A 26,689-nucleotide genomic window follows, 5' to 3' on the forward strand; every position below is an offset into this window, starting at 1 on the left:
CGCCGAGATCTCCGGCATGGCCTGTTTCGCGATCCTCGCCCTGCTCGGGTTGTGCTCTACCGAGCCTGCTCCCACCGGTCCTGCGGGACGCATCTCCGTGATCGATGGCGACACGATCGATGTGGGCGGCGCGCGGGTGCGGCTGCACGGCGTCGATGCACCAGAGAACGCGCAGAGCTGCGGCACCGGATCGGGGGCGCAATGGGACTGCGGTGATTGGGTCACGCAGGAAGCCTCGCTGCGCTTTGCAGGCCGCAAGGCGGTCTGCGAGACCGTCGATATAGATCGCTACGAGCGCATCGTTGCGCGCTGCGCGGTGGATGGCACCGATATCGGTGAGGCGCTGGTCTCCGAGGGGCTGGCCTTGGCCTATGTCGAATATTCCGACGCCTATGTGCAAAGCGAGGCCGCCGCGCGGCAGGCAGGACGGGGCATCTGGCGCGGTGAGGTCGAAGCTCCATGGGACTGGCGGCGTGCCAAGCGCGAGGGCCAGGCAGCCTCCGTGCCCACGCAGGAACGTGTCGAGGCCGGCGGATGCGCCATCAAGGGCAACGTCTCAAGCCGGGGCCGTATCTATCATATGCCGGGCGATCCGCTTTACGGACGCACCAAGATCGACACCAGCGCGGGCGAGCGCTGGTTCTGTAATGAGAGCGAGGCCCGCCGCGCAGGCTGGCGTCCCGCCGGAAGCTGATAGGTCCCGGCCTCGGGGCGGCGCGCCCCTTGTGACTGGAGCCCGATTGGTTCGGAGCAGGAGCGAGAAATGTTCTCCGGGATGATGCAGGGCAGGGACCATCCCGGCATTCTGCCTCTCATCTCGCGTGCTTGGGCCGAGGGAATGCGCTGCACGGGATGGTGCGGCGGCGCGTGGCGGGCTATCAGCCGGTCTGCCGCACCCGACGCGGCGCAGCCCGAGGACTTGACTGACATGGAAAAGCATCGCGGATTTCCCGGCCGGCTGCCCGGCACCGATTTCCAGTTCACCATCCGCCGCGCCGCCAAGGAGGGTCCGACCAAGATCATCCGCCGCGAGCGCTTTCGCGACCGCCGCCCGCCCGATCGCCGCGCCGACGAGGGCTTCATGGCCGCGCTTTGGGCGCATTTCGGCGAGGAGCCTTTCGTGCGTGGCAATCTCGACGCCGGGCGGCTGAGCTGGCTCTTCGGCCGCGAGGTGGTACCCGCCGAGGACCCCTTCGACCCGCAGGATTACGACGCGCTGCTGCGCATCGACGTGGCGCAGGCGCGGCGCTCCTTTCCGGACGTGTTCGGCGAGAGCGACGACGATGACGAGGTCGAAGACGAGGATTGGTAGAGACCTCGCGAACCGGGTTCGGGAGAAAATCTCCCCCACGGGGCGGCGGGTTGTCGCCCATGCCCCGGCTCAGGACCCGGACGCGACCCGAGCCGCGCCGGTCTCACTTGCACAGGCCTCTGCGAAGTGGCAGTGACGTCTTCATCTGGGGCACAACCATTCATTTTCGGAGACCAAGAATGGCATCCATGTTCAAACTCTTCGGCGCGCTCGGCGTCGCCGCCACCCTCGCTGCCTGTGGCGCGACCCCCGGCGAGCGTGCAGCCACCGGTGCGCTGGCTGGCGCTGCCGCTGCCGAACTGACTGGCGAAGACGCCGTGACCGGCGCGCTGGTCGGCGGTGCGATCGGCGGCATCGCGCCCTGCGTGACCAACCCGAACGCGGCCGGCTGCTACTAAGCGCACCGCGCCTTCCGGCCTTGGTCGGAGGCGATTGATCTTCAGGGCCGCCGGGGGAAACCTCGGCGGTTCTTTTCGTCTCGGGATCGAGATAATGCCGGGGCGCGTTCCGCTCCGCCGTTATCTATCACGATGCCGACAAGAGGCTCTCCTACCGGTTTCTACGTCCCTAAAAAGGAAAGCCGAGGCTGCGGCTCGAACATTCCGCTTCGAATCGCGTGTGGTTCGGGTGAACCGCCATTGCCCCGTAAGGGCCCAGGCAACTAGCCGGTCGTGTCGCAGAGGTACTACCGCGTCTCCAATGCCTGAGCGCCCGCCCCGCCCACGGGGCGGTTGGCGTCGCGGATCTCCTGCTGGCGCAGCGGCAGCTTGTCGATCGCATGAATCAACTCGCGTCCCGTGAAGGGGGCGGGCTTGCGTTGCGCGATGCGCCCGTCCTTGCCGATCAAGATCACCGCGAAGCCGCGCGGGCGCAGCGCCCGGCGGATCGGGCTGCGCGCCTCGGGGGCGGTGTCGATCAGGACGATCACGTCGCGCGCCGCCAACTCGTCGATCCGCTCCGCCAGAAACCCCATCTGCCGCTCGAACTGCGGATCGCCCGGCCCGTCGGCGAAGACGATGATGGGGCGGGCGCGAAACTCGAAATCCTCCAGCTCCGCCTCGCCCACCGGGTAGGCCGCGCGCGGCTCTTCCTGCCAGCGCTCCAGAAGCTCCGGCGCCTCCTGTGCCGCGGCGAGGGGGGCGGCCCAAAGCAGGGCGAGGAGCGCGAACAGGGAATGAAACTGTGTCATGCCCTCAACATAGGCGCGAATGTCGCTCACGCGAAGGGTGCTGCGACAAACGGTGCGGGGTAGGGCGCAACGTCCCGTTTCGGGATCGGAAAGAAAGATCGCCGACTACCGAGATTGCGGTATCGCAGAGGGCGCATGCTCGGCCGAGAAAAAGGTCGCCCGCCTCAGCTCCAAGCATGAACCCCCTGGTACGTGTTCGCCACAGCACCGAACGCTTCCGTGTCGCGAGCAAGGTTGGCCGTGTTGGTGCCGGGCTAGCTTGATCAGGGAGACGGCGCCTCCCCATGCAGTACCATGCCCGTCGGTTCGCATTCCCGATATGAAGGCAAGACACCCGCCCGCGACCCACAGGGCTCTTGCGGCGCCCGGCGGGACGCGACATCACAGGGTCCGACGTCACCCGCCCTTCGGAGCCCCGCGAGATGATCCGCCCCGCCACGCCAGACGATGCGCCCGCCCTTTCCGCCATTTGGAACCGGGTGATCCGCGAAACCACTTCGATCTTCAACGCGACCGAGCGCAGCGAGGCAGAGATCGCCGAGATTACCCTGTCCGGCGATCCCTTTTTCGTCTGGGACGAGGATGGGGTGAAAGGCATGGCCCGCTGGTTTCCGTTTCGCGGCACGGACGGCTACCGTCATACCGTCGAGCACACGATCCTGCTCGCCTCCGGCCTGCAGGGGCGCGGCGTCGGTCAGGCGATGATGCAGCGGCTTTTCGAGACCGCCCGGGAGGCGGACAAGCACGTCATGGTGGCCTGCGTTACGGCGGAAAACACGGCCGGCATCGCCTTTCACGAACGCATGGGCTTCGTGCGCACCGGCACCATGCCCGAGGTGGGGCGCAAGTTCGGCCGTTGGCTCGACCTCGCGATCCTGCAGAAACGACTCTGACAATGCCGCAACGCGGCGCTAAGGTGGCCCCATGTCGATCTGGACCCGCATAGCCGAGATCATCGCCGCGTTGAGGCAGGGCGAAAGCCTCGCCTCGATCTTCGACCGGCTGCGCACGCCGCCCGAACGTTCGGTGGCCTTCGCCATCGCGGTGATCGCTCTGGGCGCAAAGATGGCCAAGGCCGACGGTCAGGTGACGCGCGGCGAGGTCGCGGCCTTCCGCGAGGTCTTTACGATCCCGCCCGAGGAGGAGGCCAATGCCGCTCGGGTGTTCAACATCGCGCGCACCGACGTGGCGGGATTCGAGGATTACGCCCGCAAGATCGCCGCGATGTTCGGGGGCGAGAAGGGGCCGCTTTGCGACCTGATGGAGGGGCTGTTTCACATCGCGCTCGCGGATGGCGACTACCACCCGGCGGAGAACGCCTTTCTCAAACGCGTCGCCGAGATCTTCGAGATCGATGCGCGGGCCTTCGCGCGGCTGCGCGCGCGATTCGTGCCGGATTGCGAGCCCGATCCGTGGGATGTCCTCGGCGTGACCCCCGACGAAGGGCGCGATGCCGCTCGCAGCGCTTGGCGCGCCATCGTGCGCGAAACCCATCCCGACCGGCTCGCCGCGCGGGGCTTGCCGGAGGAGGCGATGAAGCTGGCCGAAAGCCGTCTGATCGCCGCCAACCGCGCCTGGGAACGGATCGAGGCGGGGCAGGGCCATGCCATGGCGCCGGGTGGCGAGGGGAACCGCGCCTGATGCGACTGGCGACGTGGAACGTCGCCTGGTTCGACCGGCTGTTCGATGATGCGGGCGTGATGCTGCATGATGAGGGCGACTCGGCCCGTCACGGCATCACCCGGGCGCGGCAGCTCGACGGCATCGCCGTGGTGATGCAGGCGCTCGATGCCGATGGGATCGTGGTGGTCGAGGCTCCCGATACCGGCGGCAAGCGCAGCGGCGTCCGTGCCCTCGAAACATTCGCGGCCAGGGCGGGGCTCCGGGCACGGGAGGCGCTGATCGGCTTTCACAGCCATACACAGCAGGAGATCGCCTTTCTCCACGATCCCGACCGCATTCGGGCCCGCCACGATCCCCGGGAGAGCGCCCGCGCGCCGCGCTTCGATCTCAAGGCAGGCCATGGCGAGACGCGGATCAGCTGGTCCAAGCCGCCGCTCGAGCTGGCGATCGAGGCCGAGGGCGTCGCGCTGCGCCTCATCGGGGTCCATGCCAAGTCCAAGGCCCCCCACGGCGCGCAGAACCCCGGCGACCTGCGGCGCATCGCGATCGAAAACCGCCGCAAGCAGCTCGCGCAGTGCGGCTGGCTGCGAGCGCGCGTCGAAGATCACCTGGATGCGGGCGACAGCCTCGTGGTGATGGGGGATTTCAACGACGGTCCCGGTCTCGATGCGCAGGAGCGGCTGTTCGGACGCTCCGGGGTGGAGATCGTGCTGGGGGAGGGCGAGCCACCCGAGCGGCGGCTGCACGATCCGCATGCCCGGCTGGCCCTGTCGCAGCCCATCGCGGCGCAGCCTGCCACCGCGCGTTTCGCAGTGCCGCCCGACTGGCGCATCCTCTCGGCGCTTCTCGACTACGCGATGGTGTCGCCCGACCTGATGGGCCGGGCGCCGCGCTGGCGCATCTGGCACCCTTTCGACGACCCGGCGATCTATGCCGATGCCGAGTTGCGTGAGGCACTGCTCGCGGCCTCGGACCATTTTCCGGTCACGCTCGACCTCGATCCGACTGGAAACACCCCGGCCGCCGACTAGCTTCAGCGACATGAAACACGCATTCCATGCCGCTCTCGTCGCCGCGCTGCTCGCCGGTCCCGTCTCCGCGCAAGTGGAAGAAGCCCCCGTAGAGGATGAGGGCTTCAGCCTGATGCAGGAAGGCGCGGAGCTGTTCTTTCGCGGGATCATGGGCGAGATGGAGCCCGCCATCGAGGATTTCCGGGCCTTCGCGGAGATGGCCGAGCCGCATCTCAGATCGCTGCTGTCGGAGATGGGCCCGGCACTGATGCAGGTGCTCGACCGGATCGACGACATCGCCAATTACGAGGCACCCGAAATCCTCGAGAACGGCGACATCATCATCCGCCGCAAGCGCGAGGCGCCCGAGTTCACCCCAGATCCCGATGCACCGGAAATTGAAATCTGAGCTCTCGCCTCCGGGTGACATCGCCGCTTAACCTCTCCCGAAGTATAGAGGAGAGGCCCATGAACCAGAAGGAGGGCGGCCCCTGCGCCGCCGTTTTCGATCTCGACGGCACGCTGATCGACAGCGCGCCGGACATGGCGGCCGCCGTGAACCGTGCCTTCGTGGCGCATGGGCTGGAGGCGACCGATCCGGGGGTCGTGGCCGGCCTCATCGGCAATGGTGCGCACCGTCTGGTGGCGGACCTGCTGGCGCGACAGCGAATTCCCGCCGCGCCCTCGGATATCGAGGCTCTCGCCGATGCCTATCTGCGCTGCTACGCCGACGCGCCCGTGGTCTCGACCACGATCTACCCGCATGTGGCACGGGATCTGTCTGCGCTGAAGGCGGCGGGTTGGCGCCTCGGCATCTGCACCAACAAGCCGCAGGCCCTGACGCATGCCGTGCTTGCCGGGCTCGGGATCGATCACCTATTCGATGCCATACGAGGCGCCGATGCCGTGCCGGCGCGCAAGCCCGATCCCGGCCATCTGCGCGCGGTGATTGAGGCGTTGGGCGTTGATCGGGCGGTCTATGTCGGTGACACGGAGGTCGACGAAGCGACGGCCCGGGCCGCGGGTGTGCCGTTTCGTGGCGTCGGCTGGGCCGCGCCGGGGCGGCTTTCGGTGCCCGAGGCCGAGCGGCTCGCCCGGCTCTCGGAGCTTCTGGCCTAGTCGCGGATGCGGACCTCACCGGTGGCGTCGAGCGCCGAGGCAAGCGATTTGAATCGCTGCTCGGCCACTTCGCCGAAGAGAGACTTCGCGCGCGGATCGAGATCGAGCGTCAGCGTCCGGTCCACCGCGTTCCAGGCGAGATTGCCCGGCACCGTCTCGGCGCCGAGCCAGAGCATCGCGCCCAGCCGCATGGCACGCCCCAGCACCTCGGCCTCGCGCTGATCCTCATCGGGGACCAGCGTGAACATCTGGCTGTAATGCACGCCCTCGCGCTTGTTGGAGTAGCGGTGCATCAGGGCGAGACCCAGGAAAACGCGTTCGGAATGCTTGAGCCCGCCGAGATTGGCCCGGGTCGCGTTGTCGAAGCAGACCTGCGGCCGGTAATCTGGATGCGCGCGCCAACTCACGTCATGCAGCAGGCAGGCGGCCTTGATGATCCGCTTGCGCTGCCAGTCGGCATGCGGAAACAGCGGCCGGACGAAGTCGAACAGGATCGGCCCGAAGCCCGGCATCCGCGCATCCTTGGCCTCGGCGAAGCGGCAGGCCTCGATCAGGGGATCGCGGTCGCGCAGGGCAGGGGGCATCTGCTCGTAGAGCATGCCTTCGCGGATACCATAGGAGGAGATCGTGATGTCCTTGGGCTGGAACACCTGCACCAGCCGGTCGAGCACCCGGATCGCCAGCGGCACCAAAGCCATCCGGTCGGAGGAGACGCCGGCGCGACCACGCAGGTCGTCGGGGTCTTCCTTCTCGATGTATTTGCGGGTCTCGGCCACGGACTCGGTGCTCATGCGGTATTCGTGCAGCACGGTGAGCGGGTAATCGCGCCGCGTCATGTCGCAGCGCGCGATGGCGCGCCAGGAGCCGCCAACGAGGAACAGCCGCATGCCGGTCTCGCCGTCCATCTCCTCGTGGATCTGCTCGATCGTGCTCTTGATATAGGCGTCGAGGCCCTTCTCGCCGCCCTTGACCTCCTTGAGCTTCAGCGGACCCAGCGCCGAGGTGAGACGCCGTCCGACCTTGCCCTCCGCGATATCGGCAAGTTCCATGGACGAGCCGCCGATGTCGCAGACCATGCCGTAGGATCCGGGCCAGCCCAGAAGCACGCCCTGCGCCGACAGCCGGGCTTCCTCGTCACCCTCGATCACATGGATTTCGATTCCGGTTTCGCGCAGCACCTGCTCGCAGAATTCCGGCCCGTCCTCGGCCTCGCGCACCGCGGCGGTGGCGACGGCGGTCAGCGGCGTGATGTTCATGCCTTCGGCGAGGGTCGCGAAACGCTTGAGCGCGTTCAGCGCGCGCTCGCGACCGCGCGGGCTCAACTTGCCGGTCTCGGAGAGGCCCTCGCCCAGGGCGCACATGATCTTCTCGTTGTAGAAATAGGCGGGGCTGCGCGCCGCGCCGTCGAACACCACGAGCCGGACCGAGTTCGACCCCACATCGACCACGCCGACCCGGCTCAGCGCGCGGCTTTCTGGATCATCGAAAAGCGGTCGACCGAAAGGCCCCCAGTCGCCGCGCTGCGCGTCGCTCTGTTCGTTCATGAAGCCCCCATGATCCTGCCGCAGCATGTGGCCCGGCCTTGCGCGGTGTCAACGTTCCGCATCGGGCGCGGTCTTAACCGCATGACCGGCCGGGGCAAAGGAAAAATGCCCGGGCCGTTGAATCCTCTACGAAAGAGAACGCCGCAGGTTTCAATCGTGGGCGTGGGTCAGCTGCGGCACGTCGCCCGCGCCCGCTGTGCCGCGGCCCGACAGGGACGGGTTTTCCATGAAGAAGCGGTGACAGGAAAAGGCGCGTCCATCCTCTGGCCAGTCGGCGCGGGAAAACCGCCCGTCGGGCCCCATGACCCAGCTTTGCGCCACGTCCGCGAGGTTGGCGGCCATGATCTGGTCGGTGATCTGCGCCTTCACGGTCGCGTTGGTGATCTCGACCAGGGTCTCGACCCGCCGATTGAGGTTGCGCCCCATCCAATCGGCCGAGGAGATGAACACCCGTGCCTTCTTGGAGGGCAGGCCGCGGCCATTGCCGAAGCAGACGATGCGGCTGTGTTCGAGGAACCGGCCGACGATGGATTTCACCCGGATGTTCTCGGACAGCCCCTCGATGCCCGGGCGCAGGCCGCAGATGCCACGGATGACCAGGGAGATCTTCACGCCCGCCCGGCTCGCCTCGTAAAGCGCGTCGATCACTTCGGCCTCGACGAGCGAGTTCATCTTGGCCCAGATCTCGGCCGGACGCCCGGCGCGGGCATGCTCGGCCTCAGCGGCGATCATCTCCAGAAGACGCGATTTCAGCGTCAGCGGCGAGATGGCGAGGTTTTCGAGACCCAGCGGCTCGGCCGAACCGCCGATGAAGTTGAACACCTTCGTGGCGTCGCGGCCCAGCGCCGCGTCGCAGGTGAAGAAGGACAGGTCGGTGTAGATCCGCGCCGTGATCGGGTGGTAGTTGCCGGTGCCGAAATGCGTGTAGGTGACGAGGCCGTCACCCTCGCGCCGGACCACCGTGCTGATCTTGGCGTGGGTCTTGTACTGGGTGAAGCCGTAGACGACATGGGCGCCCGCCCGTTCCAGCCGGCGCGACTGGCGGATGTTGGCGGCCTCGTCGAAGCGGGCCTTCAGCTCGACCAGCGCGGTTACCGATTTGCCTTCCTCGGCCGCCTCGCACAGCGCCTCGACGATCGGTGAGTTGCGCGAGGTGCGGTAGAGCGTCTGCTTGATCGCCACCACGTCCGGATCGGTCGCCGCCTGCTGCAGGAAGCGGTTGACCATGTCGAAGGTCTCGTAGGGGTGGTGCAGCAGCATGTCCTTCTGTCGGATCGCCGCGAACATGTCGCCGTCATGATCCTGCACCCGCTCGGGCACGCGCGGGGTGAAGGGGGGCCAGAGCAGGTCGGGACGCGCGTCGGTGACGAGCTCCTTGAGATTGCCGATGCCGATCAGCCCCTCGACCTCCATCACCTCGGCGTCGCGGATGTGCAACTCCTCCATGATGGTGGCCTTGAGCGCGGGCGGCGCCCCGGCGGAGAGCTTCATTCGCACCACCTCGCCGCGGCGGCGGCGCTTGAGCGCCACCTCGAACTCGCGCACGAGATCCTCGGCCTCCTCCTCGACCTCGAGATCGCTGTCGCGTAGCACCCGGAAGGTGCAGTGCCCCTTCATTCGGTAGCCCGGGAACAGCTGGTCGAGATTGAGCAGCAGCAGTTCCTCCAGCGGCAGGAAGCGCTGGCCCTCCTCCGAGGGCAATTGCACGAAGCGATCGATCTGGCCCGGCACCGGCAAGAGCGCGCGCAGCGGTTTCTTGTCGGAGGCCCGTTCCAGCGCCAGCGCCAGCGCGAGGCCTTCGTTCGGGATGAAGGGGAACGGATGCGCCGGGTCGATCGCCAGCGGCGAGAGCACCGGGAAGACGCGGTTGAGGAAAGCGTCGGAGAGGTAGGCGAGGTCCTTCTTGGTGACGTCGGCGCGGCCCAGGATCGCGATGCCCTCGCGCGCCATCTCGTCGCAGAGCGTCTTGAAGATCTCCTGCTGGCGCGCCATCAGCGCCCGCGCCTCGCGGTCGATCTGCCGCAGTTGCTCGGCCGGGGTCAGACCGTCCATCGCCGGGGTGGTATTGCCCGCTTGCGCCAGCTCGCGCAGGCCCGCGACCCGCACGGTATAGAACTCGTCGAGATTGGTGGCCGAGATCGACAGGAAGCGCAGCCGCTCGAGCAGCGGCACGCGCGGGTTCTCGGCCTCCTCCAGCACCCGGAAGTTGAAGCCCAGCCAGCTCAGCTCGCGATTGACGAAGCGCGCGGGCCCCGAAAGCTCGGCGTCGAGCGCGATCGGTTCGGGGAACGCCGCGGCGAGGAAATCGGCCTGTGTCATGGGTGCTGTCTGGCGCATCTTCGCAACGTTGAGGTGACGATCGCCCCCACTATCGCGCCCGCCCGCCCGGATTGTCCAGCGGCCCGCCTCAATCCCTGTCGAGGGCCCGGCGCGCGAGTGTCCGGCTCACCGGGCGGGACTCGGCCAGCGCCATCCGGTCCAGCCGCGCCACCACCGCCGCGGCGCTGGCGAAGCTGCGCTCGATGCGGGCGGCGAGATAGGGGATCACATCGGCCATGGGCACCAGCTGCCGGTCGGCGAAGTGCTTGGCCAGCACCGCGCGCAGTAGCCGGTCGTCGGGGTCGTGGATCCGGGCGACCGCGGTGGCCTGCAGCCGCGAGGCGAGATCGGGCAGGGCGATGCCAAGCCGCGCCGGCGGGCGATCGGCGGTCAGGAGCAGACGCCCGCCCGAGGCCGCGAGCCGGTTGTGCAGGTGGAACAGCGTGACCTCGGCGGCGCGCGGCAGGCGCTGGATGTCCTCGACCACGATGGCCGCCCCCGGGGCTGGCGGCGGCAGGCTCGGTCCAAGATCCTGCGCTAGTAGGATCATCGCCTCGCTCGAGGCCTGCCAGACCCGCGCGAGGTGGCTCTTGCCCGATCCGGGCGGGCCGATCAGCGCCAGCTTGCCCTCGGGCCAGCCCATCGCGGTGACCATCTCATGCGCGGCGCGGTTCGCCTCGGACAGGATGAAGTCGTCGGGCCCCAGCGCCACCGCGAGCGGCAGGTCGAGACTCAGTTGCCACGCCATGCGCTCTCCGGCGGGGTCTGCTCGAGACGGGGCGGGGTGCCATGCGGCTCGGGGGGCGCGGCAGGTGGCGGCATCGCGGTGGGGCTGCCGCGATAGAGCGCGCTTTGCTGGTAGCGGGTGATGGCGAAGCGGGCGAAGACGCCGAGGCTTGCCGCGAAGGGGACGGCCACCAGCATGCCGACAAAGCCGAACAGCGCGCCGAACACGGCCAAGGCGAACAGCAGCCAGACCGGGTGCAGCCCGACCGAACCGCCGACGAGGCGCGGCGTCAGGATGTTGCCCTCGATCATCTGGCCGGCGACGAAGATCCCCGCCACGGCGCCGATCCAGACCCAGTCGCCCCAGAACTGGAACAGCGCGAGGCCGATGGCCAAGGCCCCGCCCAAGAGCGCGCCGACATAGGGGATGAAGGTGACGAGCCCGGCCAGCGCGCCCACAACGAGCCCGAAATTGAGCCCCACCAGCGCCAGCGCCACCGCGTAATAGGTGCCGAGGATCAGGCAGACCAGGCCCTGGCCGCGCACGAAGGAGGCCAGCGTGCGGTCGACCTCGCGGGCCAGCTGGCGGATCGTCGGCGCGTGCTCGCGCGGCAGAAGCTCGTCGATCCGCGCCACCATGCGGTCCCAGTCTACCAGCAGGTAGACCGCGACCACGGGCACCACGACGAACAGAACCAGCAGGTTGATGACGCCCATGGCCGAGGACAGCACGCTGTTGAGGATTTCGCCGCCGCGCGCCTGTACCGCCGCGCCGATGGCGTCGAGCTGGGTCCGGATGGTCGAGCTTTCGTCCATCAGGTCGGGAAACCGCGCGGCGAGACCGTCTCGCAGGCCCGAGAACAGCTCGGGCGCGGTCTGCACGAGCTGCGTTGTCTGCCGGATCAGCGTCGGGATCAAAAGCAGCACGGCGGCCACGAAGATCAGCACCACGCCCAGCGCGATCACCGCCACCGACATCGCCCTGCTGAGCCCCAGACGCTCCAGCCGGTCGGCGACCGGGTCGAGCAGATAGGCCAGCGCGCCGCCCACGAGAAAGGGCAGGATAACATCGCCGAGCAACCAGAGCAGCGCGAAGGTCACGATCGCGATAACGGCCCAGATGCGCGCCTGCTGCTGGATCGGAAGTGCCACGGTATCGCTCCTTGCGCGGATGTCGCACCTATGTCGCCGCCGGGGCGCGGGCGCGCAAGCCTTTTGGACCGGTCCGATGGGCGCACGGGCAGGGCGGGACTGCGCTTGTCAGGTGCCCGGCTCTCCCCTACAGGGGGATTCGTCCGCCCCGCCGCCGACCCGGCCCCTGACAATAGGATCTCCCGATGCGCCTGACCCGCTATTTCCTGCCCGTGCTCAAGGAAACGCCCGCCGAGGCGCAGATCGTCAGCCATCGCTACATGCTGCGCGCGGGCCTGATCAAGCAGGCCGCCGTCGGCATCTATTCCTGGCTGCCGCTGGGGCTGAAGGTGCTGCGCAACATCGAGCGCATCGTCGACGAGGAGCAGCAGAAGGCCGGGCACATCCCGCTGCTGATGCCGACGCTACAATCGGCGGATCTGTGGCGAGAGTCCGGGCGCTACGAGGCCTATGGCGAGGAAATGCTGCGGATCAAGGACCGGCATGGCCGCGACCTGCTCTACGGTCCCACCAACGAGGAGATGATCACCGACATCTTCCGCAGCTACGTCTCGTCCTACCGCGACCTGCCCAAGACGCTGTACCACATCCAGTGGAAGTTCCGCGACGAGATGCGGCCGCGTTTCGGCGTGATGCGCGGCCGCGAGTTCCTGATGAAGGACGGCTACAATTTCGACGTCGACCGCGAGAGCGCTTTGGAGGCCTATGACCGCCACATGGTGAGCTACCTGCGCACCTATGAGCGGATGGGCCTGAAGGCGATCCCGATGCGCGCCGACAGCGGCCCGATCGGCGGCGAGAACACGCATGAGTTCCTGGTGCTGGCCGAGACCGGCGAGAGCGAGGTGTTCTACGACAGCGCGATCCTCGACCTGCAGCTCGCCGACCGCGTGGTGAATTACGAGGACCCGAACCAGCTCAAGGAGATCGTCGCCGAGTGGACGGCCCCCTATGCGCGCACCGACGAGACCCATGATCCGGCGCTGTTCAACGAGGTGCCCGAAGAGCGCCGCCGCTCCTCGCGCGGGATCGAGGTCGGGCAGATCTTCTATTTCGGCACCAAGTATTCCGAGGCGATGGGCGCGACCGTGACCAATGCCGAAGGCCAGCGTGTACCGGTCGAAATGGGCTCGCACGGCATCGGCGTCAGCCGCCTGGTGGGCGCGATCATCGAGGCGAGCCATGACGAGAAGGGCATCATCTGGCCCGAGGGCGTGACCCCGTTCCATGTCGGCATCGTCAACCTGCGTCAGGGCGACGCCGAGACCGACGCGGCCTGCGCTGGCATCTATGCCGGCCTTCAGGCGCTGGGCCTCGATCCGCTCTATGACGACCGCAACGAGCGCGCCGGTGCCAAGTTCGCCACGATGGACCTGATCGGCCTGCCGTGGCGGATCACCGTGGGTCCGAAGGGGCTGAAGAACGGCGTGGTCGAACTGGTCTCGCGCCGTACTGGCGAAAGCGAGGAGCTGCCGCCCGAGCAGGCGGTGGAGAAGATCGCCCGGATCTACGCCTATATCTGAGGTTCAGCCCTCGTCCGGGTCGAGCACCACGGCGCCGCGCTTGCGGCCCGTGGCGACTCGGTCATAGGCCCGCGCGATATCGGACAGGGCATAGCGGCTGTCGATGACGGCGCGCAGATCGCCCGCTTCGACCAGCCGGGCGATCTCTTCCATGTCGGCGCGGCTTTCCTGCGCGACGCCGCCCTTCACGCGCCGGCCGCCGGCCCGGGGCAAGGGCGCGCGGAGCGCGTCCGACATGCCGCCGCTGACCACCAGCAGCCGCCCCTTTGGTGCCAGCGCCCGGATCCGGTCCCGCATCGGCGCCCGGCCGATGGTGTCGAGGATCACGTCGAAGCGGTCCGGAACCGCAAAGGGTCTTTCGTTCTCGTCATGGGCGATCACCTCTCGCGCGCCGAGATCGCGCACGAGATCGGCATTGGCCGCCGAGCATACCGCGGTCACATGCGCGCCCATCGCCCGGCCGATCTGCACCGCCGCCGTGCCCACCGCGCCTGAGGCGCCGACGACGCAGAGCCGTTCGCCGGATCGCAGCCGCCCCTTGTCGCGCAGGAACTGCAAGGCGGTGCTGGCGCCGAAGGGCAGGGCGGCCGCCTGCGCGTGGCTCAGCACATGCGGCTTGTGGACCACCGCTCCCGCCTCGGACAGCACCACCGCCTCGGCATGGGCGCCCATCTTCATGCCGGTGGAACCGAACACCTCGTCATGCGGGGCGAAGCGGGTCACGCCTTCGCCCACCGCCTCGACGATGCCGGAAAAGGCGGTGCCCAGCACCGGCTGGCGCGGGCCGCTCCAGCCGAAGGCCAGCCGCACCACGAGGCCGTAGCCCGCGGGCACGCTGAGCGAGCGGATGCGCCAGTCACCGGCGCTGACCGAGCCGGCGCAGAGCCTGACGCGGATTTCGCCCGGCCCCGGTTCGGGCAGCGCGCGTTCGACGATCTCAAGGTGTTCCGTGCCGCCATAGGCGCGGCAGATCACGGCGCGCATCGACGCTCCTCCCCAAATGCGGCCATGCTGCGCGGCGTCTGCGTCACGCCCATGACATCCCCCGGGACCAAGCTGACCCGGTGCCGGCTCTCGCGTCAAGCGCCGACACCGTGGCGTGAGGCGGCGGCGTCGCGGCTTGACCCCGATCGCGCTCGCCCCCAAGGTCCGCGCGCATTTGACAGGACCCGCCCATGGCCAACCGCACCGCCCCGTTTTCCGCCTTCGAGTGGATGATCGCCTGGCGCTACATCCGCGCCCGCCGCGCCGAGGGCGGGGTCAGCGTCATGACCTGGATCAGCCTCGTCGGCATCACGCTCGCGGTCTTCGCGCTGATCGCGACGCTGTCGGTGCGGGCGGGCTTCCGCGAGGAGTTCATCGACACCATCCTCGGCGCCAACGCCCATGTCACCGTCTATCAGGACAGCGTCATCGAGGGCACCGACATCACCCGCCGGGTGATCGAGGATTACGAGGACCTGTCGGAGCGGCTGCTGCAGATCGACGGCGTCACCCGCGCCGCCCCGGTGGTGCGCGGGCAAGTGATGGCGAGCTTCGACGCCGGCAATGCGGGCGTCGAGATCTACGGCATCCGGACCGAGGACCTCGCCTCGCTGCCCCGCATCGCCGATCCCGAGACCGGCATCGGCGACATCGCCCGCTTCGAGAAGGGCATCGCGCTGGGCTCGGGCGTGGCGCGCGAGCTTGGCGTGGTGATCGGCGACAAGGTGCGGATCATCTCGCCCAACGGCGCGCAGACCCCGATGGGGCAGAGTCCGCGCGTCTCGGCCTACGAGGTGACCTACATCTTCACCGCCGGACGCTACGATATCGACCGCACCCGCGCCTACCTGCCGCTGTCTGAGGCGCAGCTCTTCTTCAACCGCGACGGCGTGGCGGGCGAGATCGAGGTGATGGTCGAGGATCCCGACAACGTGCAGGAGCTTCTGCCCGAGATCCTCGAGGTGGCGGGACCGACCGCGTTCCTGTGGACATGGCGCGACAGCGCGGGCGCGTTTTTGCGCGCGCTCACGGTCGAGGACAACGTGATGTTCGTGATCCTGTCGATCTTGGTGCTGATCGCCTCGATGAACATCATCTCCGGGCTGATCATGCTGGTGAAGAACAAGGGGCGCGACATCGGCATCCTGCGCACCATGGGTCTGACCGAAGGGTCGGTGCTGCGCGTCTTCTTCATCTGCGGCGCGGGGATCGGCACGCTGGGGACGGTGCTCGGCGTGGCGCTGGGCTGCGCCTTCGCGATCTGGATCGACCCGATCTTCTCGGCGGTGAACTACCTCTCGGGCGGCGGCGTCTGGGACCCGTCGATCCGCGGCATCTACGCGCTGCCCGCGAAGCTGGAGGCGGGCGACGTGATCTCCGCCGTGGCGCTGTCGCTGACCCTGTCCTGGGTCGTCACCCTCTTTCCCGCCCGCCGCGCGGCGCGGATGAACCCGGTCGAGGCGCTGCGCTATGAGTGATCCGATCCTGAAGCTCTCGGGCCTCACCAAGACCTACAATCGCGGCAAGCCTTCCGAGGTGCAGGTGCTGCGCGGCGCGGATCTTGAGATCCGGCCGGGCGAGGTGGTGGCGCTGGTCGCGCCCTCGGGCGCGGGCAAGTCGACGCTGTTGCACATCGCGGGGCTTCTCGACACGCCCGATGCGGGCCATGTCGCCATCGGCGGGCAGGAGATGACCAAGCTGTCGGATCGCCGCCGCACGCAGGTACGCCGCGCCGATGTCGGCTTCATCTACCAGTTCCACCACCTGCTGCCCGAGTTCACGGCGCTGGAGAACATCACCCTGCCGCAGCTGGCTGCCGGCACGCCGCGCCGCGAAGCCGAGGGCCGGGCGCGCGAGCTTCTGGAGCAGGTCGGCGTCGGCCCCCGCGCAGATCATCGCCCGGCGGCGCTGTCGGGCGGCGAGCAGCAGCGGGTGGCCTTCTGCCGCGCGTTGGCCAACGCGCCGCGGCTCTTGCTGGCGGACGAGCCGACGGGCAACCTCGACCCCGACACCTCCGACCGGGTGTTCGACGCGCTGATGGCGCTGGTGCGGGGAACGGGGCTGTCGGCGCTGATCGCGACGCATAATTTGGAGCTGGCAGGGCGAATGGACCGGGTGGTCCGGATGGATCACGGGGTGGTGGCGTAAGGTCTCACCCCGTGCCTTGGGTTCAGCTGAGGCTTTCGCAGGCGATGCCGTCGCGATCGCGGTCCAGCCCATGAGGATCGCCCGGACCCGCAGCTTCATAGAACTCCTGCGCTTCTCTATGCGTCGAGAAGTCGGAGCAGTCCCGGTCCCGGCCCGTAGAAGGGGCCAGTTGTGGGACAGCAGTCTGCGTGCGATGGCAGTGATAAGGCTGCGACCCGGCGTGGCATCCTTGCGCGTTCAATCTACCGCTATGGGCAAGCAGTTCGCTCGGTAGCAAGACAAGACAAAGCGAACCAACAAACTTGTAAGACAATCCATACCCTCATTCGATAAACGAGAGCGCGCTTGTCGGTTCTGACGCCAGCGAATGCCAGTGTTCGCGCCAAAATAGAAAGCCACTCCCGTTAACAATTTACGGGAGTGGCCTCGGCGGTATCAATCAGGGTTGATCCTCATACATCCAGCTCTTCCACGAACCGCGCATTTTCCTGAATGTACTGGAACCGCAGCTCCGGCTTTTTGCCCATCAGCCGCTCCACCAGATCCGCGGTCTCGCCCGGCTCCTCGTCGTTGATCGACACCCGGATCAGCTTGCGCGAGCCGGGGTCCATGGTCGTCTCCTTCAGGTCCTTGGCGTCCATCTCGCCCAAGCCCTTGAAGCGCTGCACGTCGATCTTGCCCTTGCCGCCAAGACCCTTCTGCATCATCCGCTCCTTTTCCGCGTCGTCGGCAACGTAGAGGCGCTTGGCGCCTTGGGTCAGCCGGTAAAGCGGCGGGCAGGCCAGATACAGGTGGCCGTGGTCGATCATCGGGCGCATCTGGCTGAAGAAGAAGGTCATCAGCAGCGAAGCGATATGCGCGCCATCGACATCGGCGTCGGTCATGATGATGACCTTCTCGTAGCGCAGATCGTCGACGTTGAACTTGGTGCCGAGACCCACGCCCAGCGCCTGGGTCAGGTCGTTGATCTCCTGGTTCGAGCCGAGCTTCGACGAGGCCGCGCCGAGCACGTTGAGGATCTTGCCCCGAAGCGGCAGCAGCGCCTGCGTCTTGCGATCGCGCGCCATCTTGGCCGAGCCGCCCGCCGAGTCGCCCTCGACGATGAAAAGTTCGGTCCCCTCGCGCGCATTGGTCGAGCAATCGACCAGCTTGCCCGGCAGCCGCAGCTTCTTGGTCGCGGTCTTGCGGGCCGTCTCCTTCTCCTGCTTGCGCCGCAGCCGCTCCTCGGCGCGCAGCACGAGGAAATCGAGGATCGCGCCCGCCGACTTGGTGTCCGAGGCGAGCCAGTTGTCGAAATGGTCGCGCACCGAGTTCTCGACGAGGCGCTGCGCCTCGGTGGTGGCGAGGCGGTCCTTGGTCTGGCCCACGAATTCCGGCTCGCGGATGAAGCACGACACCAGCGCGCAGCCGCCCGTGGTCAGGTCCTCGCGGGTGATCTGGCCCGCCTTCTTGTTGTTGACCAACTCGCCATAGGCGCGGATGCCCTTGAGGATGGCGGCCCAGAAGCCGCTCTCATGCGTGCCGCCCTCGGGGGTCGGCACGGTGTTGCAGTAGGACTGGGTGAAGCCGTCGCGCGACGGCGTCCAGTTCACCGCCCATTCGACCTTGCCAGGCACGTTGAACTTCTCTGAGAACTCGACCGTGCCAGCGAAGGGCTTGTCGGCATAGGTCGAGGACTTGCCCAGTGTCTCGGCAAGGTAGTCGGCAAGGCCGCCGGGGAAGTGGAAGCTGGCCTCGCGCGGGGTTTCGCCGTCGTCGATCTCGCTTTTCCAGCGGATCTCGACGCCCGAGAAGAGATAGGCCTTGGAGCGCACCATCTTCAAAAGCCGCGCCGGCTTGAAGCGGTGATGGCCGAAGATCTCCTCGTCGGCGTGGAAGGTCACGGTGGTGCCGCGCCGGTTCGGGGCCGCGCCGATCTTTTCCACCGGGCCCTGCGGGATGCCGCGCGAGAAGCGCTGCTCGAAAAGCTCGCGGTTGCGCGCGACCTGCACGACCATCGAATCCGACAGCGCGTTCACGACCGAGGCGCCGACGCCGTGCAGACCGCCGGAGGTCTGATAGGCTTTTCCTGAGAACTTGCCGCCCGCGTGCAGGGTGCAGAGGATCACCTCGAGCGCCGATTTGCCGGGGAACTTGGGGTGCGGGTCGATCGGGATGCCGCGGCCATTGTCGCGGATCACCACCGAATAATCGGCCAGAAGCTCGACCTCGATCCGGTTGGCGTGGCCGGCAACGGCCTCGTCCATGGAGTTGTCGAGCACCTCGGCCACGAGGTGATGCAGCGCCCGTTCGTCGGTACCGCCGATATACATGCCGGGCCGCTTGCGCACCGGCTCCAGCCCCTCGAGGACTTCGATGGAGGAGGCGTCGTAGGCGGGCTCGGCGCCGGAGAGGAGATCGTCGGGCATGGGCACTGCTCTTGTTCTGGGGTGCCGGCCATATAACCCGGAGGCGGGGCCGGGGGCAACGGTACGGCGCGACCGGAAGGTTCACATTTTGTCCCGTAGCGCGACGAAGTCACGCCTGCAGCGGCTTTGCCCATGGAATGCGCGTTGCCCGCAGGATGGCCGCGCGCCAGGGGCGCGCGGCCGTCGCTCATTCGCCTTGGGCGAGAGTTTCAAAGCGCAGGCCTCTGGCCGTGCGCTCGGGAAAGCCCGCCCAGTAGCTGTCGGCCTCGTTCGGCGTGCCGTCTTCGGCCCGATCCCAGACCGCGTCGGCGCTGTCGGGCACGAGGTCGAGATACCGGGCCTTTTCCGCCTCGCCCTTGAGGTGCAGGTCGAGGAAGGCGGTCACGAAATGCTGGGTGACGTTGTTCATCCGCACCGTGTCCCAGACCGGATCGGCGTAATGGTCGAAGGGGGCGTAGCCGAGGCTTTCCGAGACGGCCCAGCTTTCCTCGGGCGCGGGCATCGGCGCGGCGGCGTTGTGGTTGGCGTTGTCGAAGGTCAGCAGGTGCCGCTCGGTGCCGGTCGTCTCCTCGAAGATCGAACGGATCGCATCATAGCCCGACACGTCATCCACCCCGCCCGCGATGAGCATCAGCGGCGTCTCGATCGCCCCGAGCCCCTCGGCGTTCCAAGCGTCGCGGTTGCGGCCCCAGGGACCGATGGCGACCACGGCCTTGACCCGGTCGTCGGGCAGATCGGCCATGGTGTCGGCGCCCACGGCATTGATTTCCAAAAGCTCTTGGGGCGGTGCATAGCGCGAGTTGCGGAACGCCTCGGTCAGCCCGGCGCCCGAGAAGATCAGCGCGCCGTAGCCCCCCATCGAGTAGCCGATCACGGCGGCGGTGTCGCCGTCGGTGATGGCGCCGATCGGATCGTCGAGTTCGGCCATGCGCGCCAGCACGAAGGCCTGGTCGCGGGGCCGGTTCACCAGCGTCGAGCCGAAGGCCCCCATGTCGTCATAGGTCGAATCCGGATGGTCGATCGAGGCCACGACATAGCCCTTGGTGGCGATGTTCTCGGCGAGGTGGCTCATGAGAAAGCGGTTGCCGGGATAACCATGCGAAACGAGGACCAGCGGGAAATCGCCCGCCATCGCCGGTTCGGCATCGCGCGCGGCGCGGCCCGTCAGCCGCACCTCGGTCACGCCGTCGCGCAGCAGCGCCGTGTAGCTGCCGCCCGGATCGGTGCCCTCGGCCGCCGGGTACCAGATCTCGACGGTGATTTCTCGGTCATAGGGTTCGACGCCGTCTTCGGTCGCGCGCGCCACGTCAGGCACGCCTTCTCTCGTGAATCTCATCGTTGTGACGCCGACGACATGATCGCCATGGGCGGCGAGTTCGGGCGCATCGGGCCGCACGAGGTCGATGCGGTTCTGCGCCGTCGCGGGCGCAGCCAGCAGCGCCGCCGAGGCGGCCAGCAGGAACTTGGTCATTCTCTCTCCTCCGGGTTGCACCGGGATGGGGCCACACTATGACCAGAGGAGCAAGACGCGAGGGAGGACACCATGCGCATCCTGTTCACCGGCGGCGCCGGCAAGGCCGGCCGCCACGCCATTCCCTATCTGCTGGAGCGCGGCCACCGCGTCACCAATCTCGATCTCGTGCCGCTCGATCATCCGGGTGTCGACAACCTGATCTGCGACCTCACCGATGCCGGGCAGGTCTTCAACGCGGCCCATGCCTATGCCGGTTTCGATGAACTCGAGCCGGGCACCGGCGTGCCCCGCTACGACGCGATCGTGCATTTCGCCGCCGTACCGCGGATCCTGCTCAGGCCCGACAACGAGACCTACCGCGTCAACGTGATGAGCACCTACAACGTGCTGGATGCGGCTGCGAAGCTCGACATCCGCAAGGTGATCTTCGCCTCGTCCGAGACGACCTACGGCGTCTGCTTCCACGATGGGGAGGTGAAGCCCGCCTATCTGCCGGTGGACGAGGAGCATCCGACCGTGCCGCAGGACAGCTACGCCATGTCGAAGGTGGTGAACGAGGCGACGGCAAGGAGCTTTCAGGCCCGCACCGGTTTCGACATCTACGGGCTGCGGATCAACAACGTGATCGAACCGCATGAATATGCCGAGAATTTTCCGGCCTACATGCAGGAGCCCGCTCTCCGTCGGCGCAACATCTTCGCCTATATCGACGCCCGCGATCTCGGCCAGATGGTCGAGCGCTGTCTGCAGACCGACGGCCTCGGCTTCGAGGTGTTCAACGTCTCGAACGACGATCTTTCGGTGGGCTTGAGCAATGCCGAGGTGCGGGCACAATTCTACGAGGGCGTGGAGGTTCGACGCGACATGGGCGAGACCGAGACCTTCTACGCCAACGACAAGGCCAAGCGGATGCTGGGCTTCGCGCCCGCCCATTCGTGGCGCGAGGTGCTCGGGGGTTGAACCCGCCCGAGGCGTCACCGGTACAATCCCGAACTGGACGCGAACGGCGGGGGCGACGTAGGGAACATGCATGACCCAAGCTGACCTCACCGCTTCCACCGACAGGCCCTTCGAGGCGCTCACCCGCGCCCAGCACGGGCGGCGCCTGCTCGTGCTGGCGTTGCCGCTGATCGGCTCGAACCTCGCGCAGATGGCGATGAACGTCACCGACACGGTGATGCTCGGCTGGTACGATGTCACCGCGCTGGCCGCGGCGACGCTGGCGACCTCGCTCTATTTCCTCATCTTCATCGTCGGCGCGGGCTTTGCCTGGGCGGTGATGCCGGTGGTGGCGACCGCCGCGGAGGCCGGTGATCCGGTGCGGGTGCGGCGGGTGACGCGCATGGGGATCTGGGCCGGGATGATCTATTCCGCCGTCTTCGTGCCACCGTTGATGTGGGCCGAGGATCTGTTCCTGGCGCTGGGGCAGGAGCCCGAGGTTGCGGCGGCGGGCGAGGCCTATCTGCGGATCGCCGCCTGGGCGATGGTGCCGGGGCTCGTGGCGATGGTGATGCGCTCCTTCCTTTCGGCGCTCGAGCACACGGCGGTGCTGTTGTGGAGCACGTTGGGAATGGCGGTCTGCAACGCGCTTCTCAACTACGCGCTGATCTTCGGCAATTGGGGCGCGCCCGAGTTGGGCATCCGCGGCGCGGCCATCGCCTCGCTGTCGATGGCGGTGCTGCAGGCGCTCGTGCTCTTGGCCTACGCGCTGCGGCGCCTGCCGGAATACGATCTCGTGCGGCGCCTGTGGCGGCCCGATCTCGACGTGCTGTGGCAGGTGGTGCGGCTGGGCGTGCCGATCGGCCTGACCAGCCTCGCCGAGGGCGGACTCTTCGTCGCCACCGGCGTGATGGTCGGCTGGATCGGTGAGGTGCCGCTGGCGGCGCATGGCATCGCGCTGCAGATCACCTCGGTCGCCTTCATGATTCAGGTCGGGCTGAGCCAGGCCGCCACTGTGCGGGCCGGCCGGGCGCTGGGGCGGCGAGACGAAGCGGCGCTTCGGATGATCGGCCAGTCGGGCGTGGCGCTGTCGGTGGTCTCTGCCGGTCTCGTCGGTCTGATCTTCGTGACGATGCCTGAGCCCTTCGTCGCGGCCTTCGTCGATCCGGGCGATCCGGCGCGCGACGCGGTCGTGGCGACCGGCATCACGCTCTTGTCGCTGGCGGCGCTGTTTCAGATCGTCGATGCGTTGCAGGTGATGGCGCTGGGCCTGTTGCGCGGGGTGCAGGACACCGGCGTGCCGATGGTGTTCGCCGCGATCAGCTACTGGCTCATCGGCATGCCGGCTGGCTATCTGCTGGGCTTTCCGCTCGGTCTTGGCGCGGCCGGGGTCTGGCTCGGTCTGGTCGTCGGTCTGGGTCTGGCGGCATCGACGCTGCTGTGGCGGTTCTGGTCGCGGTCGGTACGGATCGGGTCCGCCTAGGAACCACCCGGCGGCCCCGCTGGTTGGCGGGGCATGTTCGATTTCATTACCAGCTGGATCGCCGCCGGAGGCGCCTTCGCCGTCGCCGCGCTCATGTTCCTCGAAAACGTCTTCCCGCCGATCCCTTCCGAGCTGGTGATGCCGCTCGCGGGTTACAACGCCGCAACCGGTGAGGCGCGGCCGGTGCTCACCCTCATTGCCGGGCTGATCGGCTCGGTGGCCGGCGCATGGGTCTGGTACGAGATCGGCCGCAGACTCGGCCGCGACCGGTTGATGCGCCTCGTCGACCGTTACGGCCGCTGGCTGACCTTGTCCTGCGACGACGTGGAACGGGCGCTGGGCTGGTTCGAGCGTCACGGCGCGGCGGCGATCTTCTTCGGACGAATGATCCCGACGGTCCGGACGCTGATCTCGGTGCCCGCAGGGCTCCAGCACATGGGGCTGATCAAATTCTTGGCCTATACCACCGCCGGGTCGCTGATCTGGGTCGGCGGGCTGTTCGGTGCGGGCTATCTGCTCGAGGCGCAATACGAGCGCGTACAGGTGTGGCTGAACCCGGTGACCAATGGCGTCATCGCGGTGATCGTCGCGCTCTATCTGTGGCGCGTGTTCCGGGGTAAAGGCCGCAGGCAGCGCGACTGAGGCTCAACCGGTCTCCGTCGGCCGCGTCCGCGCCGCCTCGACCCGATCGGCCTTCTTGCGCACGAGGATCATGCGCAGATCGTGCATGGCCAGGAGCAGCGGCTCGGTCACCGCCTCCAGCTCGGCCTCGCTGGCCTGGCTCTGGGCCCAATGCGCGGTGAGGTTCAGGTGATCGATGGCGCGGCGGATATCGTCGATCTGCCGCGCCGCGAGGACCTCCCGGCGCTGTTCGCGCCAAGCCTCGGCGGCGGCCCAATCTTCCGGTGCAAGCTCACGATTGCCCTGGGCGCGAATTTCGCCGTTGCGCGTGTTGATCGTGGCCAGCTGCTCGAGCTCGACCCGGCGGTGCCGCGTCTCGTCGCCGATGCGGAACATGATGCCGCCCGAGTCCTTGACCCGGAAATAATAGCCGGACAGGTCCGTCATGGTGCCCCCTTCGGGTTATCGCAGCCCCTCGCAGAAGCGGCGGATGCGGGCACAGGCCTCCTCCAGCGCCGCGTCTGAGGTAGCGTAGCTGACCCGGAAATTCGGCGAAAGGCCGAAGGCCGCGCCGAATACGACGGCCACGCCTTCCTCCTCAAGCAGCGCCGTGGCGAAGGCCTCGTCATCGGCGATCACCGTGCCGCCGGCGCTGGTCTTGCCGATACAGCTCGAGATGTCGGGATAGACGTAGAAGGCCCCGTCTGGCACCGGGCAGGTCACGCCGGGCGCGGCGTTCAGCCCAGCCACCACCAGATCGCGCCGCCTCTGGAACACCGCGTTGTTCGGGGCGATGAAGTCCTGCGGCCCGTCGAGGGCCTCCACGGCGGCCCACTGGCTCACCGAGCAGGGGTTCGAGGTGGATTGCGACTGCAGCTTGGCCATGGCGCGGATCAGCGGTTCGGGCCCCGCCGCATAGCCGATGCGCCAGCCGGTCATCGCATAGGCCTTGGAGACGCCGTTGACGGTGAGCGTGCGATCCTTGAGGCCGGGCTCGACCTGCGCGGGCGTCGTGAAGCGAAAATCGCCGAAGGCGAGGTGCTCATACATGTCGTCGGTCATCACCCAGACATGGTCGTAGCGCAGCAACACGTCGGTGAGCGCTTTCAGCTCGTCATGGCTGTAGCCGGCGCCGGTCGGGTTCGAGGGCGAGTTGAACAGCAGCCACTTGGTGTTCGGCGTGATCGCCGCCTCGAGGCTCTCGGGCGTCAGCTTGTAGCCGGTCTCGATCCCGCAGGCCACGGTGACCGGCGTGCCGCCGGCAAGCAGCACCATGTCGGGATAGCTGACCCAGTAGGGGGCGGGGATGATCACCTCGTCGCCCGGGTTCAGCGTTGCCATCAGCGCGTTGTAGAGCACCTGCTTGCCGCCTGTGCCGACGCTGACCTCGCTCGGCGCATAGTCGAGATCGTTGTCGCGCTTGAATTTGGCGCAGATCGCGCGTTTCAGTTCGGGGATGCCGTCGACGGCGGTATAGCGGGTCTTGCCCTCGGCGATGGCGCGGCGCCCGGCCTCGGCGATGTTGGCCGGGGTGTCGAAATCGGGCTCGCCGGCCGAGAGGCCGATGATGTCGCGCCCCTGCGCCTTCAGCTCGGCCGCCTTGTTGGTCATGGCGATGGTGGGCGAAGGCTTCACCCGCGCGAGGGTGTCGGACAGAAAGGGCATGGCGGCTCCGATGTCGCTGGTCGGGTGTCATAGGTCGCGCCCGTGACTGGAAACCGCGCCCCGCCAGTGTCATATGGCGGGGGCGGGCCGCCATCAAGCGGCCGCTGGGCAGGAGGATGCGCGATGCAGGACGAAGGCTATTACAGCGAGACGGCCGCCACCTTCGGCGACAGGCTGGCAGGCGCGCGCGAGGGGGCCGGGCTCAGCCAGGAAGCGCTGGCGACGCGGCTCGGGGTCGAGGTCGGGACGCTGCAGGCCTGGGAAGACGACATGGACGAGCCGCGCGCCAACCGGCTGCAGATGCTGGCGGGAATGCTCAACGTGTCGCTGAGCTGGCTGCTGACCGGTCGTGGTGACGGACCCGAGGCGCCGGCCTCGACCGAGACGCCGCCCCCGGCGCTTTCGGAGATCCTCTCGGAAATGCGGGTGCTGCGCGCCGAGATGATGCAGGCGGCCGAGCGCATGGCGACGCTGGAGAAGCGTTTGAAGCGCGTCGGCGAGGTTACCTCGTGACCGGGTTGCCGATCGAACCCGCTGCACCGCTGGACGAGCCGCGCGAGACCCGCGAACGGCGGCTGCGGATGCGCTCGATGCGGCGCGGAATCAAGGAAATGGACCTGATCCTCCAGGACTTCGCCACCCGTCGCCTCTCGGAAATGTCGGATGAGGGGCTCGCGCTCTATGATCGGCTGCTTTCGGAAAACGACCACGACATCTATGGCTGGATCGCCGGTTCCCTGCCGGTGCCCGAACGCTACGCGGCGCTCGTGGCCGAGATCGCAGATGGCGCGCGCGGCGTGACCCGGCCCCGCTGAGGCAGGGCCGCGCAGGTGCAAGGTCGCGCAATTTAACCGTTTCTTCGTCATTCTCCGACATTCCTGCCTTCGGGCGGGCAGAACGGAGAGTTGACGATGAGCGTGCATTCCTCCCTGGAACCGGCGCTGCGCGGGGCGCGCGACACGGCCTTCATGGCGAGCTATCTCGATAGCCTGACATTGGTGGAGCGGCTGCACCGGCTGCTGCTCGACGTCATCAAGGATGAATTCGAACGCATAGGCGTGATCGAGATCAACGCGGTGCAGGCGCTGCTGCTCTTCAATGTGGGCGACAACGAGGTCACGGCGGGCGAGCTGAAATCGCGCGGCTACTACCAAGGCAGCAATGTCAGCTACAATCTCAAGAAGCTGGTCGAGGCGGGTTACATGCATCACCAGCGATGCCAGATCGACCGGCGCTCGGTCCGCGTGCGGCTGACCGAACGGGGGCGGCGCATCCGCGACATCGTCGACAAGCTCTTCGCAAGCCACGCCGCGGGCATGCTGTCTCGCGGCGTGCTCGACCAGTCCGGTATCGACGACATCACCATGTCGCTGCGGCGGATCGAACGCTACTGGACCGAGCAGATCCGCTATATCTACTGACCCCCACGCCAATCCGGCGCGAGCGGAAC

Annotated in this window: 28 protein-coding genes; 17 read left to right on the forward strand and 11 right to left on the reverse strand. The window is 67.7% G+C overall.

Annotated features, from left to right (window positions below; translation table 11 throughout):
- The first annotated feature begins 16 nt into the window (after nt 1-16).
- From O4G76_RS06245 to O4G76_RS06255, 3 genes are all read left to right on the forward strand, one after another.
- Nucleotides 17-694, forward strand: coding sequence for a thermonuclease family protein (locus tag O4G76_RS06245; RefSeq protein WP_269396506.1), 678 nt, complete (start codon nt 17-19; stop codon nt 692-694).
- 234 nt (nt 695-928) lie between these two features.
- A complete protein-coding gene (locus tag O4G76_RS06250; protein WP_269396507.1) occupies nt 929-1,312 on the forward strand; it encodes a hypothetical protein in 384 nt (127 codons plus the stop codon).
- A 188-nt stretch (nt 1,313-1,500) separates the two neighbouring features.
- A complete protein-coding gene (locus O4G76_RS06255) occupies nt 1,501-1,710 on the forward strand; it encodes a hypothetical protein (RefSeq protein WP_106535020.1) in 210 nt (69 codons plus the stop codon).
- Nucleotides 1,711-1,997: 287 nt separating this feature from the next.
- On the opposite strand, the gene O4G76_RS06260 is transcribed toward O4G76_RS06255, so the two are convergent.
- Nucleotides 1,998-2,501, reverse strand: a complete 504-nt coding sequence (locus tag O4G76_RS06260; protein WP_269396508.1) for a DUF4174 domain-containing protein — start codon at nt 2,499-2,501, stop codon at nt 1,998-2,000.
- A 422-nt stretch (nt 2,502-2,923) separates the two neighbouring features.
- Between O4G76_RS06260 and O4G76_RS06265 the strand changes: the two genes are divergently transcribed.
- The 5 genes from O4G76_RS06265 to O4G76_RS06285 are packed head-to-tail and all read left to right on the forward strand — an operon-like array spanning nt 2,924 to nt 6,253.
- On the forward strand, nt 2,924-3,394 hold the full coding sequence (locus O4G76_RS06265) for a GNAT family N-acetyltransferase (RefSeq protein WP_269396509.1): 471 nt from the start codon (nt 2,924-2,926) through the stop codon (nt 3,392-3,394).
- A 31-nt stretch (nt 3,395-3,425) separates the two neighbouring features.
- Nucleotides 3,426-4,142, forward strand: a complete 717-nt coding sequence (locus O4G76_RS06270; protein WP_269396510.1) for a molecular chaperone DjiA — start codon at nt 3,426-3,428, stop codon at nt 4,140-4,142.
- Nucleotides 4,142-5,155, forward strand: coding sequence for an endonuclease/exonuclease/phosphatase family protein (locus tag O4G76_RS06275; protein ID WP_269396511.1), 1,014 nt, complete (start codon nt 4,142-4,144; stop codon nt 5,153-5,155). Before O4G76_RS06270 ends, O4G76_RS06275 begins: the two co-directional genes overlap by 1 nt.
- Before the next feature lie 10 nt (nt 5,156-5,165).
- On the forward strand, nt 5,166-5,543 hold the full coding sequence (locus O4G76_RS06280; RefSeq protein WP_269396512.1) for a hypothetical protein: 378 nt from the start codon (nt 5,166-5,168) through the stop codon (nt 5,541-5,543).
- Nucleotides 5,544-5,602: 59 nt separating this feature from the next.
- Nucleotides 5,603-6,253: an HAD-IA family hydrolase gene (locus tag O4G76_RS06285; protein WP_269396513.1), complete on the forward strand. Its 651-nt coding sequence runs from the start codon at nt 5,603-5,605 to the stop codon at nt 6,251-6,253.
- Here the strand turns inward: O4G76_RS06285 and O4G76_RS06290 are convergent.
- The 4 genes from O4G76_RS06290 to O4G76_RS06305 all read right to left on the reverse strand — a co-directional run bounded on the left by O4G76_RS06290 (nt 6,250) and on the right by O4G76_RS06305 (nt 11,994).
- The gene (locus tag O4G76_RS06290) at nt 6,250-7,824 is read right to left on the reverse strand and encodes a Ppx/GppA family phosphatase (protein WP_269396514.1); all 1,575 of its coding nucleotides are present in this window, start codon (nt 7,822-7,824) and stop codon (nt 6,250-6,252) included. The two genes, O4G76_RS06285 and O4G76_RS06290, sit on opposite strands and share 4 nt — an antisense overlap.
- Nucleotides 7,825-7,947: 123 nt before the next feature.
- On the reverse strand, nt 7,948-10,116 hold the full coding sequence (locus O4G76_RS06295) for an RNA degradosome polyphosphate kinase (RefSeq protein ID WP_269396515.1): 2,169 nt from the start codon (nt 10,114-10,116) through the stop codon (nt 7,948-7,950).
- Between the two features lie 88 nt (nt 10,117-10,204).
- Nucleotides 10,205-10,864: a DnaA ATPase domain-containing protein gene (locus O4G76_RS06300; RefSeq protein ID WP_269396516.1), complete on the reverse strand. Its 660-nt coding sequence runs from the start codon at nt 10,862-10,864 to the stop codon at nt 10,205-10,207.
- Nucleotides 10,849-11,994 (reverse strand): AI-2E family transporter, encoded by a 1,146-nt coding sequence (locus O4G76_RS06305; protein ID WP_269396517.1) that lies wholly within the window; start codon nt 11,992-11,994, stop codon nt 10,849-10,851. Before O4G76_RS06305 ends, O4G76_RS06300 begins: the two co-directional genes overlap by 16 nt.
- 185 nt (nt 11,995-12,179) lie before the next feature.
- Between O4G76_RS06305 and proS the strand changes: the two genes are divergently transcribed.
- Nucleotides 12,180-13,517, forward strand: coding sequence for a proline--tRNA ligase (proS, locus tag O4G76_RS06310; protein ID WP_269396518.1), 1,338 nt, complete (start codon nt 12,180-12,182; stop codon nt 13,515-13,517).
- A gap of 3 nt (nt 13,518-13,520) precedes the next feature.
- Here the strand turns inward: proS and O4G76_RS06315 are convergent, their stop codons facing one another.
- Nucleotides 13,521-14,501, reverse strand: a complete 981-nt coding sequence (locus tag O4G76_RS06315) for an NAD(P)-dependent alcohol dehydrogenase (protein WP_269396519.1) — start codon at nt 14,499-14,501, stop codon at nt 13,521-13,523.
- A gap of 191 nt (nt 14,502-14,692) precedes the next feature.
- Between O4G76_RS06315 and O4G76_RS06320 the strand changes: the two genes are divergently transcribed.
- Nucleotides 14,693-15,979 carry a lipoprotein-releasing ABC transporter permease subunit gene (locus O4G76_RS06320; RefSeq protein WP_269396520.1) on the forward strand — a complete coding sequence of 429 codons (1,287 nt, stop codon included), beginning with the start codon at nt 14,693-14,695 and terminating at the stop codon, nt 15,977-15,979.
- Entirely contained in the window at nt 15,972-16,649 is a 678-nt protein-coding gene (locus tag O4G76_RS06325) for an ABC transporter ATP-binding protein (RefSeq protein ID WP_269396521.1), read from the forward strand. Before O4G76_RS06320 ends, O4G76_RS06325 begins: the two co-directional genes overlap by 8 nt.
- 22 nt (nt 16,650-16,671) lie before the next feature.
- Here the strand turns inward: O4G76_RS06325 and O4G76_RS22000 are convergent, their stop codons facing one another.
- The 3 genes from O4G76_RS22000 to O4G76_RS06335 form a co-directional block, all read right to left on the reverse strand.
- On the reverse strand, nt 16,672-16,962 hold the full coding sequence (locus tag O4G76_RS22000) for an excalibur calcium-binding domain-containing protein (protein WP_373568012.1): 291 nt from the start codon (nt 16,960-16,962) through the stop codon (nt 16,672-16,674).
- 139 nt (nt 16,963-17,101) lie between these two features.
- Complete coding sequence (gene parE / locus O4G76_RS06330) at nt 17,102-19,057, reverse strand: DNA topoisomerase IV subunit B (RefSeq protein WP_269396522.1); 1,956 nt, start codon at nt 19,055-19,057, stop codon at nt 17,102-17,104.
- 187 nt (nt 19,058-19,244) lie between these two features.
- Entirely contained in the window at nt 19,245-20,528 is a 1,284-nt protein-coding gene (locus O4G76_RS06335; protein ID WP_269396523.1) for a dienelactone hydrolase, read from the reverse strand.
- Between the two features lie 72 nt (nt 20,529-20,600).
- Here O4G76_RS06335 and O4G76_RS06340 point away from each other — a divergent pair, with 72 nt between their 5' ends.
- From O4G76_RS06340 to O4G76_RS06350, 3 genes are all read left to right on the forward strand, one after another.
- Nucleotides 20,601-21,491 (forward strand): NAD(P)-dependent oxidoreductase, encoded by an 891-nt coding sequence (locus tag O4G76_RS06340; RefSeq protein ID WP_269396524.1) that lies wholly within the window; start codon nt 20,601-20,603, stop codon nt 21,489-21,491.
- Between the two features lie 70 nt (nt 21,492-21,561).
- Nucleotides 21,562-22,953, forward strand: a complete 1,392-nt coding sequence (locus O4G76_RS06345; RefSeq protein WP_269396525.1) for an MATE family efflux transporter — start codon at nt 21,562-21,564, stop codon at nt 22,951-22,953.
- A gap of 33 nt (nt 22,954-22,986) precedes the next feature.
- Nucleotides 22,987-23,595, forward strand: a complete 609-nt coding sequence (locus O4G76_RS06350; protein WP_269396526.1) for a DedA family protein — start codon at nt 22,987-22,989, stop codon at nt 23,593-23,595.
- A gap of 3 nt (nt 23,596-23,598) precedes the next feature.
- On the opposite strand, the gene O4G76_RS06355 is transcribed toward O4G76_RS06350, so the two are convergent.
- Together O4G76_RS06355 and O4G76_RS06360 are read right to left on the reverse strand one after the other, a co-directional pair.
- Nucleotides 23,599-24,021: a hypothetical protein gene (locus tag O4G76_RS06355; RefSeq protein ID WP_269396527.1), complete on the reverse strand. Its 423-nt coding sequence runs from the start codon at nt 24,019-24,021 to the stop codon at nt 23,599-23,601.
- 15 nt (nt 24,022-24,036) lie between these two features.
- Nucleotides 24,037-25,239, reverse strand: coding sequence for a pyridoxal phosphate-dependent aminotransferase (locus O4G76_RS06360; RefSeq protein ID WP_269396528.1), 1,203 nt, complete (start codon nt 25,237-25,239; stop codon nt 24,037-24,039).
- 123 nt (nt 25,240-25,362) lie between these two features.
- Here O4G76_RS06360 and O4G76_RS06365 point away from each other — a divergent pair, with 123 nt between their 5' ends.
- The 3 genes from O4G76_RS06365 (at nt 25,363) to O4G76_RS06375 (ending at nt 26,660) form a co-directional block, all read left to right on the forward strand.
- Entirely contained in the window at nt 25,363-25,752 is a 390-nt protein-coding gene (locus O4G76_RS06365) for a helix-turn-helix domain-containing protein (RefSeq protein WP_269396529.1), read from the forward strand.
- Nucleotides 25,749-26,054, forward strand: a complete 306-nt coding sequence (locus O4G76_RS06370; RefSeq protein WP_269396530.1) for a succinate dehydrogenase assembly factor 2 — start codon at nt 25,749-25,751, stop codon at nt 26,052-26,054. The genes O4G76_RS06365 and O4G76_RS06370 overlap by 4 nt, the downstream gene beginning before the upstream one ends.
- Before the next feature lie 96 nt (nt 26,055-26,150).
- Complete coding sequence (locus O4G76_RS06375) at nt 26,151-26,660, forward strand: MarR family winged helix-turn-helix transcriptional regulator (protein ID WP_269396531.1); 510 nt, start codon at nt 26,151-26,153, stop codon at nt 26,658-26,660.
- Nucleotides 26,661-26,689: the final 29 nt, after the last annotated feature.

This window comes from Limimaricola sp. G21655-S1 (assembly GCF_027213785.1).
Taxonomy (GTDB): Bacteria; Pseudomonadota; Alphaproteobacteria; order Rhodobacterales; family Rhodobacteraceae; genus Limimaricola.

Excerpts from the sequence above, each read along its gene's own strand:
- O4G76_RS06245 (WP_269396506.1), top strand. The coding sequence starts at position 17 with ATGGCCTGTTTCGCGATCCTCGCCCTGCTCGGGTTGTGCTCTACCGAG.
- O4G76_RS06250 (WP_269396507.1), top strand. The coding sequence starts at position 929 with ATGGAAAAGCATCGCGGATTTCCCGGCCGGCTGCCCGGCACCGATTTC.
- O4G76_RS06255 (WP_106535020.1), top strand. The coding sequence starts at position 1,501 with ATGTTCAAACTCTTCGGCGCGCTCGGCGTCGCCGCCACCCTCGCTGCC.
- O4G76_RS06260 (WP_269396508.1), bottom strand. The coding sequence starts at position 2,501 with ATGACACAGTTTCATTCCCTGTTCGCGCTCCTCGCCCTGCTTTGGGCC.
- O4G76_RS06265 (WP_269396509.1), top strand. The coding sequence starts at position 2,924 with ATGATCCGCCCCGCCACGCCAGACGATGCGCCCGCCCTTTCCGCCATT.
- O4G76_RS06270 (WP_269396510.1), top strand. The coding sequence starts at position 3,426 with ATGTCGATCTGGACCCGCATAGCCGAGATCATCGCCGCGTTGAGGCAG.
- O4G76_RS06275 (WP_269396511.1), top strand. The coding sequence starts at position 4,142 with ATGCGACTGGCGACGTGGAACGTCGCCTGGTTCGACCGGCTGTTCGAT.
- O4G76_RS06280 (WP_269396512.1), top strand. The coding sequence starts at position 5,166 with ATGAAACACGCATTCCATGCCGCTCTCGTCGCCGCGCTGCTCGCCGGT.
- O4G76_RS06285 (WP_269396513.1), top strand. The coding sequence starts at position 5,603 with ATGAACCAGAAGGAGGGCGGCCCCTGCGCCGCCGTTTTCGATCTCGAC.
- O4G76_RS06290 (WP_269396514.1), bottom strand. The coding sequence starts at position 7,824 with ATGCTGCGGCAGGATCATGGGGGCTTCATGAACGAACAGAGCGACGCG.
- O4G76_RS06295 (WP_269396515.1), bottom strand. The coding sequence starts at position 10,116 with ATGACACAGGCCGATTTCCTCGCCGCGGCGTTCCCCGAACCGATCGCG.
- O4G76_RS06300 (WP_269396516.1), bottom strand. The coding sequence starts at position 10,864 with ATGGCGTGGCAACTGAGTCTCGACCTGCCGCTCGCGGTGGCGCTGGGG.
- proS (WP_269396518.1), top strand. The coding sequence starts at position 12,180 with ATGCGCCTGACCCGCTATTTCCTGCCCGTGCTCAAGGAAACGCCCGCC.
- O4G76_RS06315 (WP_269396519.1), bottom strand. The coding sequence starts at position 14,501 with ATGCGCGCCGTGATCTGCCGCGCCTATGGCGGCACGGAACACCTTGAG.
- O4G76_RS06320 (WP_269396520.1), top strand. The coding sequence starts at position 14,693 with ATGGCCAACCGCACCGCCCCGTTTTCCGCCTTCGAGTGGATGATCGCC.
- O4G76_RS06325 (WP_269396521.1), top strand. The coding sequence starts at position 15,972 with ATGAGTGATCCGATCCTGAAGCTCTCGGGCCTCACCAAGACCTACAAT.
- parE (WP_269396522.1), bottom strand. The coding sequence starts at position 19,057 with ATGCCCGACGATCTCCTCTCCGGCGCCGAGCCCGCCTACGACGCCTCC.
- O4G76_RS06335 (WP_269396523.1), bottom strand. The coding sequence starts at position 20,528 with ATGACCAAGTTCCTGCTGGCCGCCTCGGCGGCGCTGCTGGCTGCGCCC.
- O4G76_RS06340 (WP_269396524.1), top strand. The coding sequence starts at position 20,601 with ATGCGCATCCTGTTCACCGGCGGCGCCGGCAAGGCCGGCCGCCACGCC.
- O4G76_RS06345 (WP_269396525.1), top strand. The coding sequence starts at position 21,562 with ATGACCCAAGCTGACCTCACCGCTTCCACCGACAGGCCCTTCGAGGCG.
- O4G76_RS06350 (WP_269396526.1), top strand. The coding sequence starts at position 22,987 with ATGTTCGATTTCATTACCAGCTGGATCGCCGCCGGAGGCGCCTTCGCC.
- O4G76_RS06355 (WP_269396527.1), bottom strand. The coding sequence starts at position 24,021 with ATGACGGACCTGTCCGGCTATTATTTCCGGGTCAAGGACTCGGGCGGC.
- O4G76_RS06360 (WP_269396528.1), bottom strand. The coding sequence starts at position 25,239 with ATGCCCTTTCTGTCCGACACCCTCGCGCGGGTGAAGCCTTCGCCCACC.
- O4G76_RS06365 (WP_269396529.1), top strand. The coding sequence starts at position 25,363 with ATGCAGGACGAAGGCTATTACAGCGAGACGGCCGCCACCTTCGGCGAC.
- O4G76_RS06375 (WP_269396531.1), top strand. The coding sequence starts at position 26,151 with ATGAGCGTGCATTCCTCCCTGGAACCGGCGCTGCGCGGGGCGCGCGAC.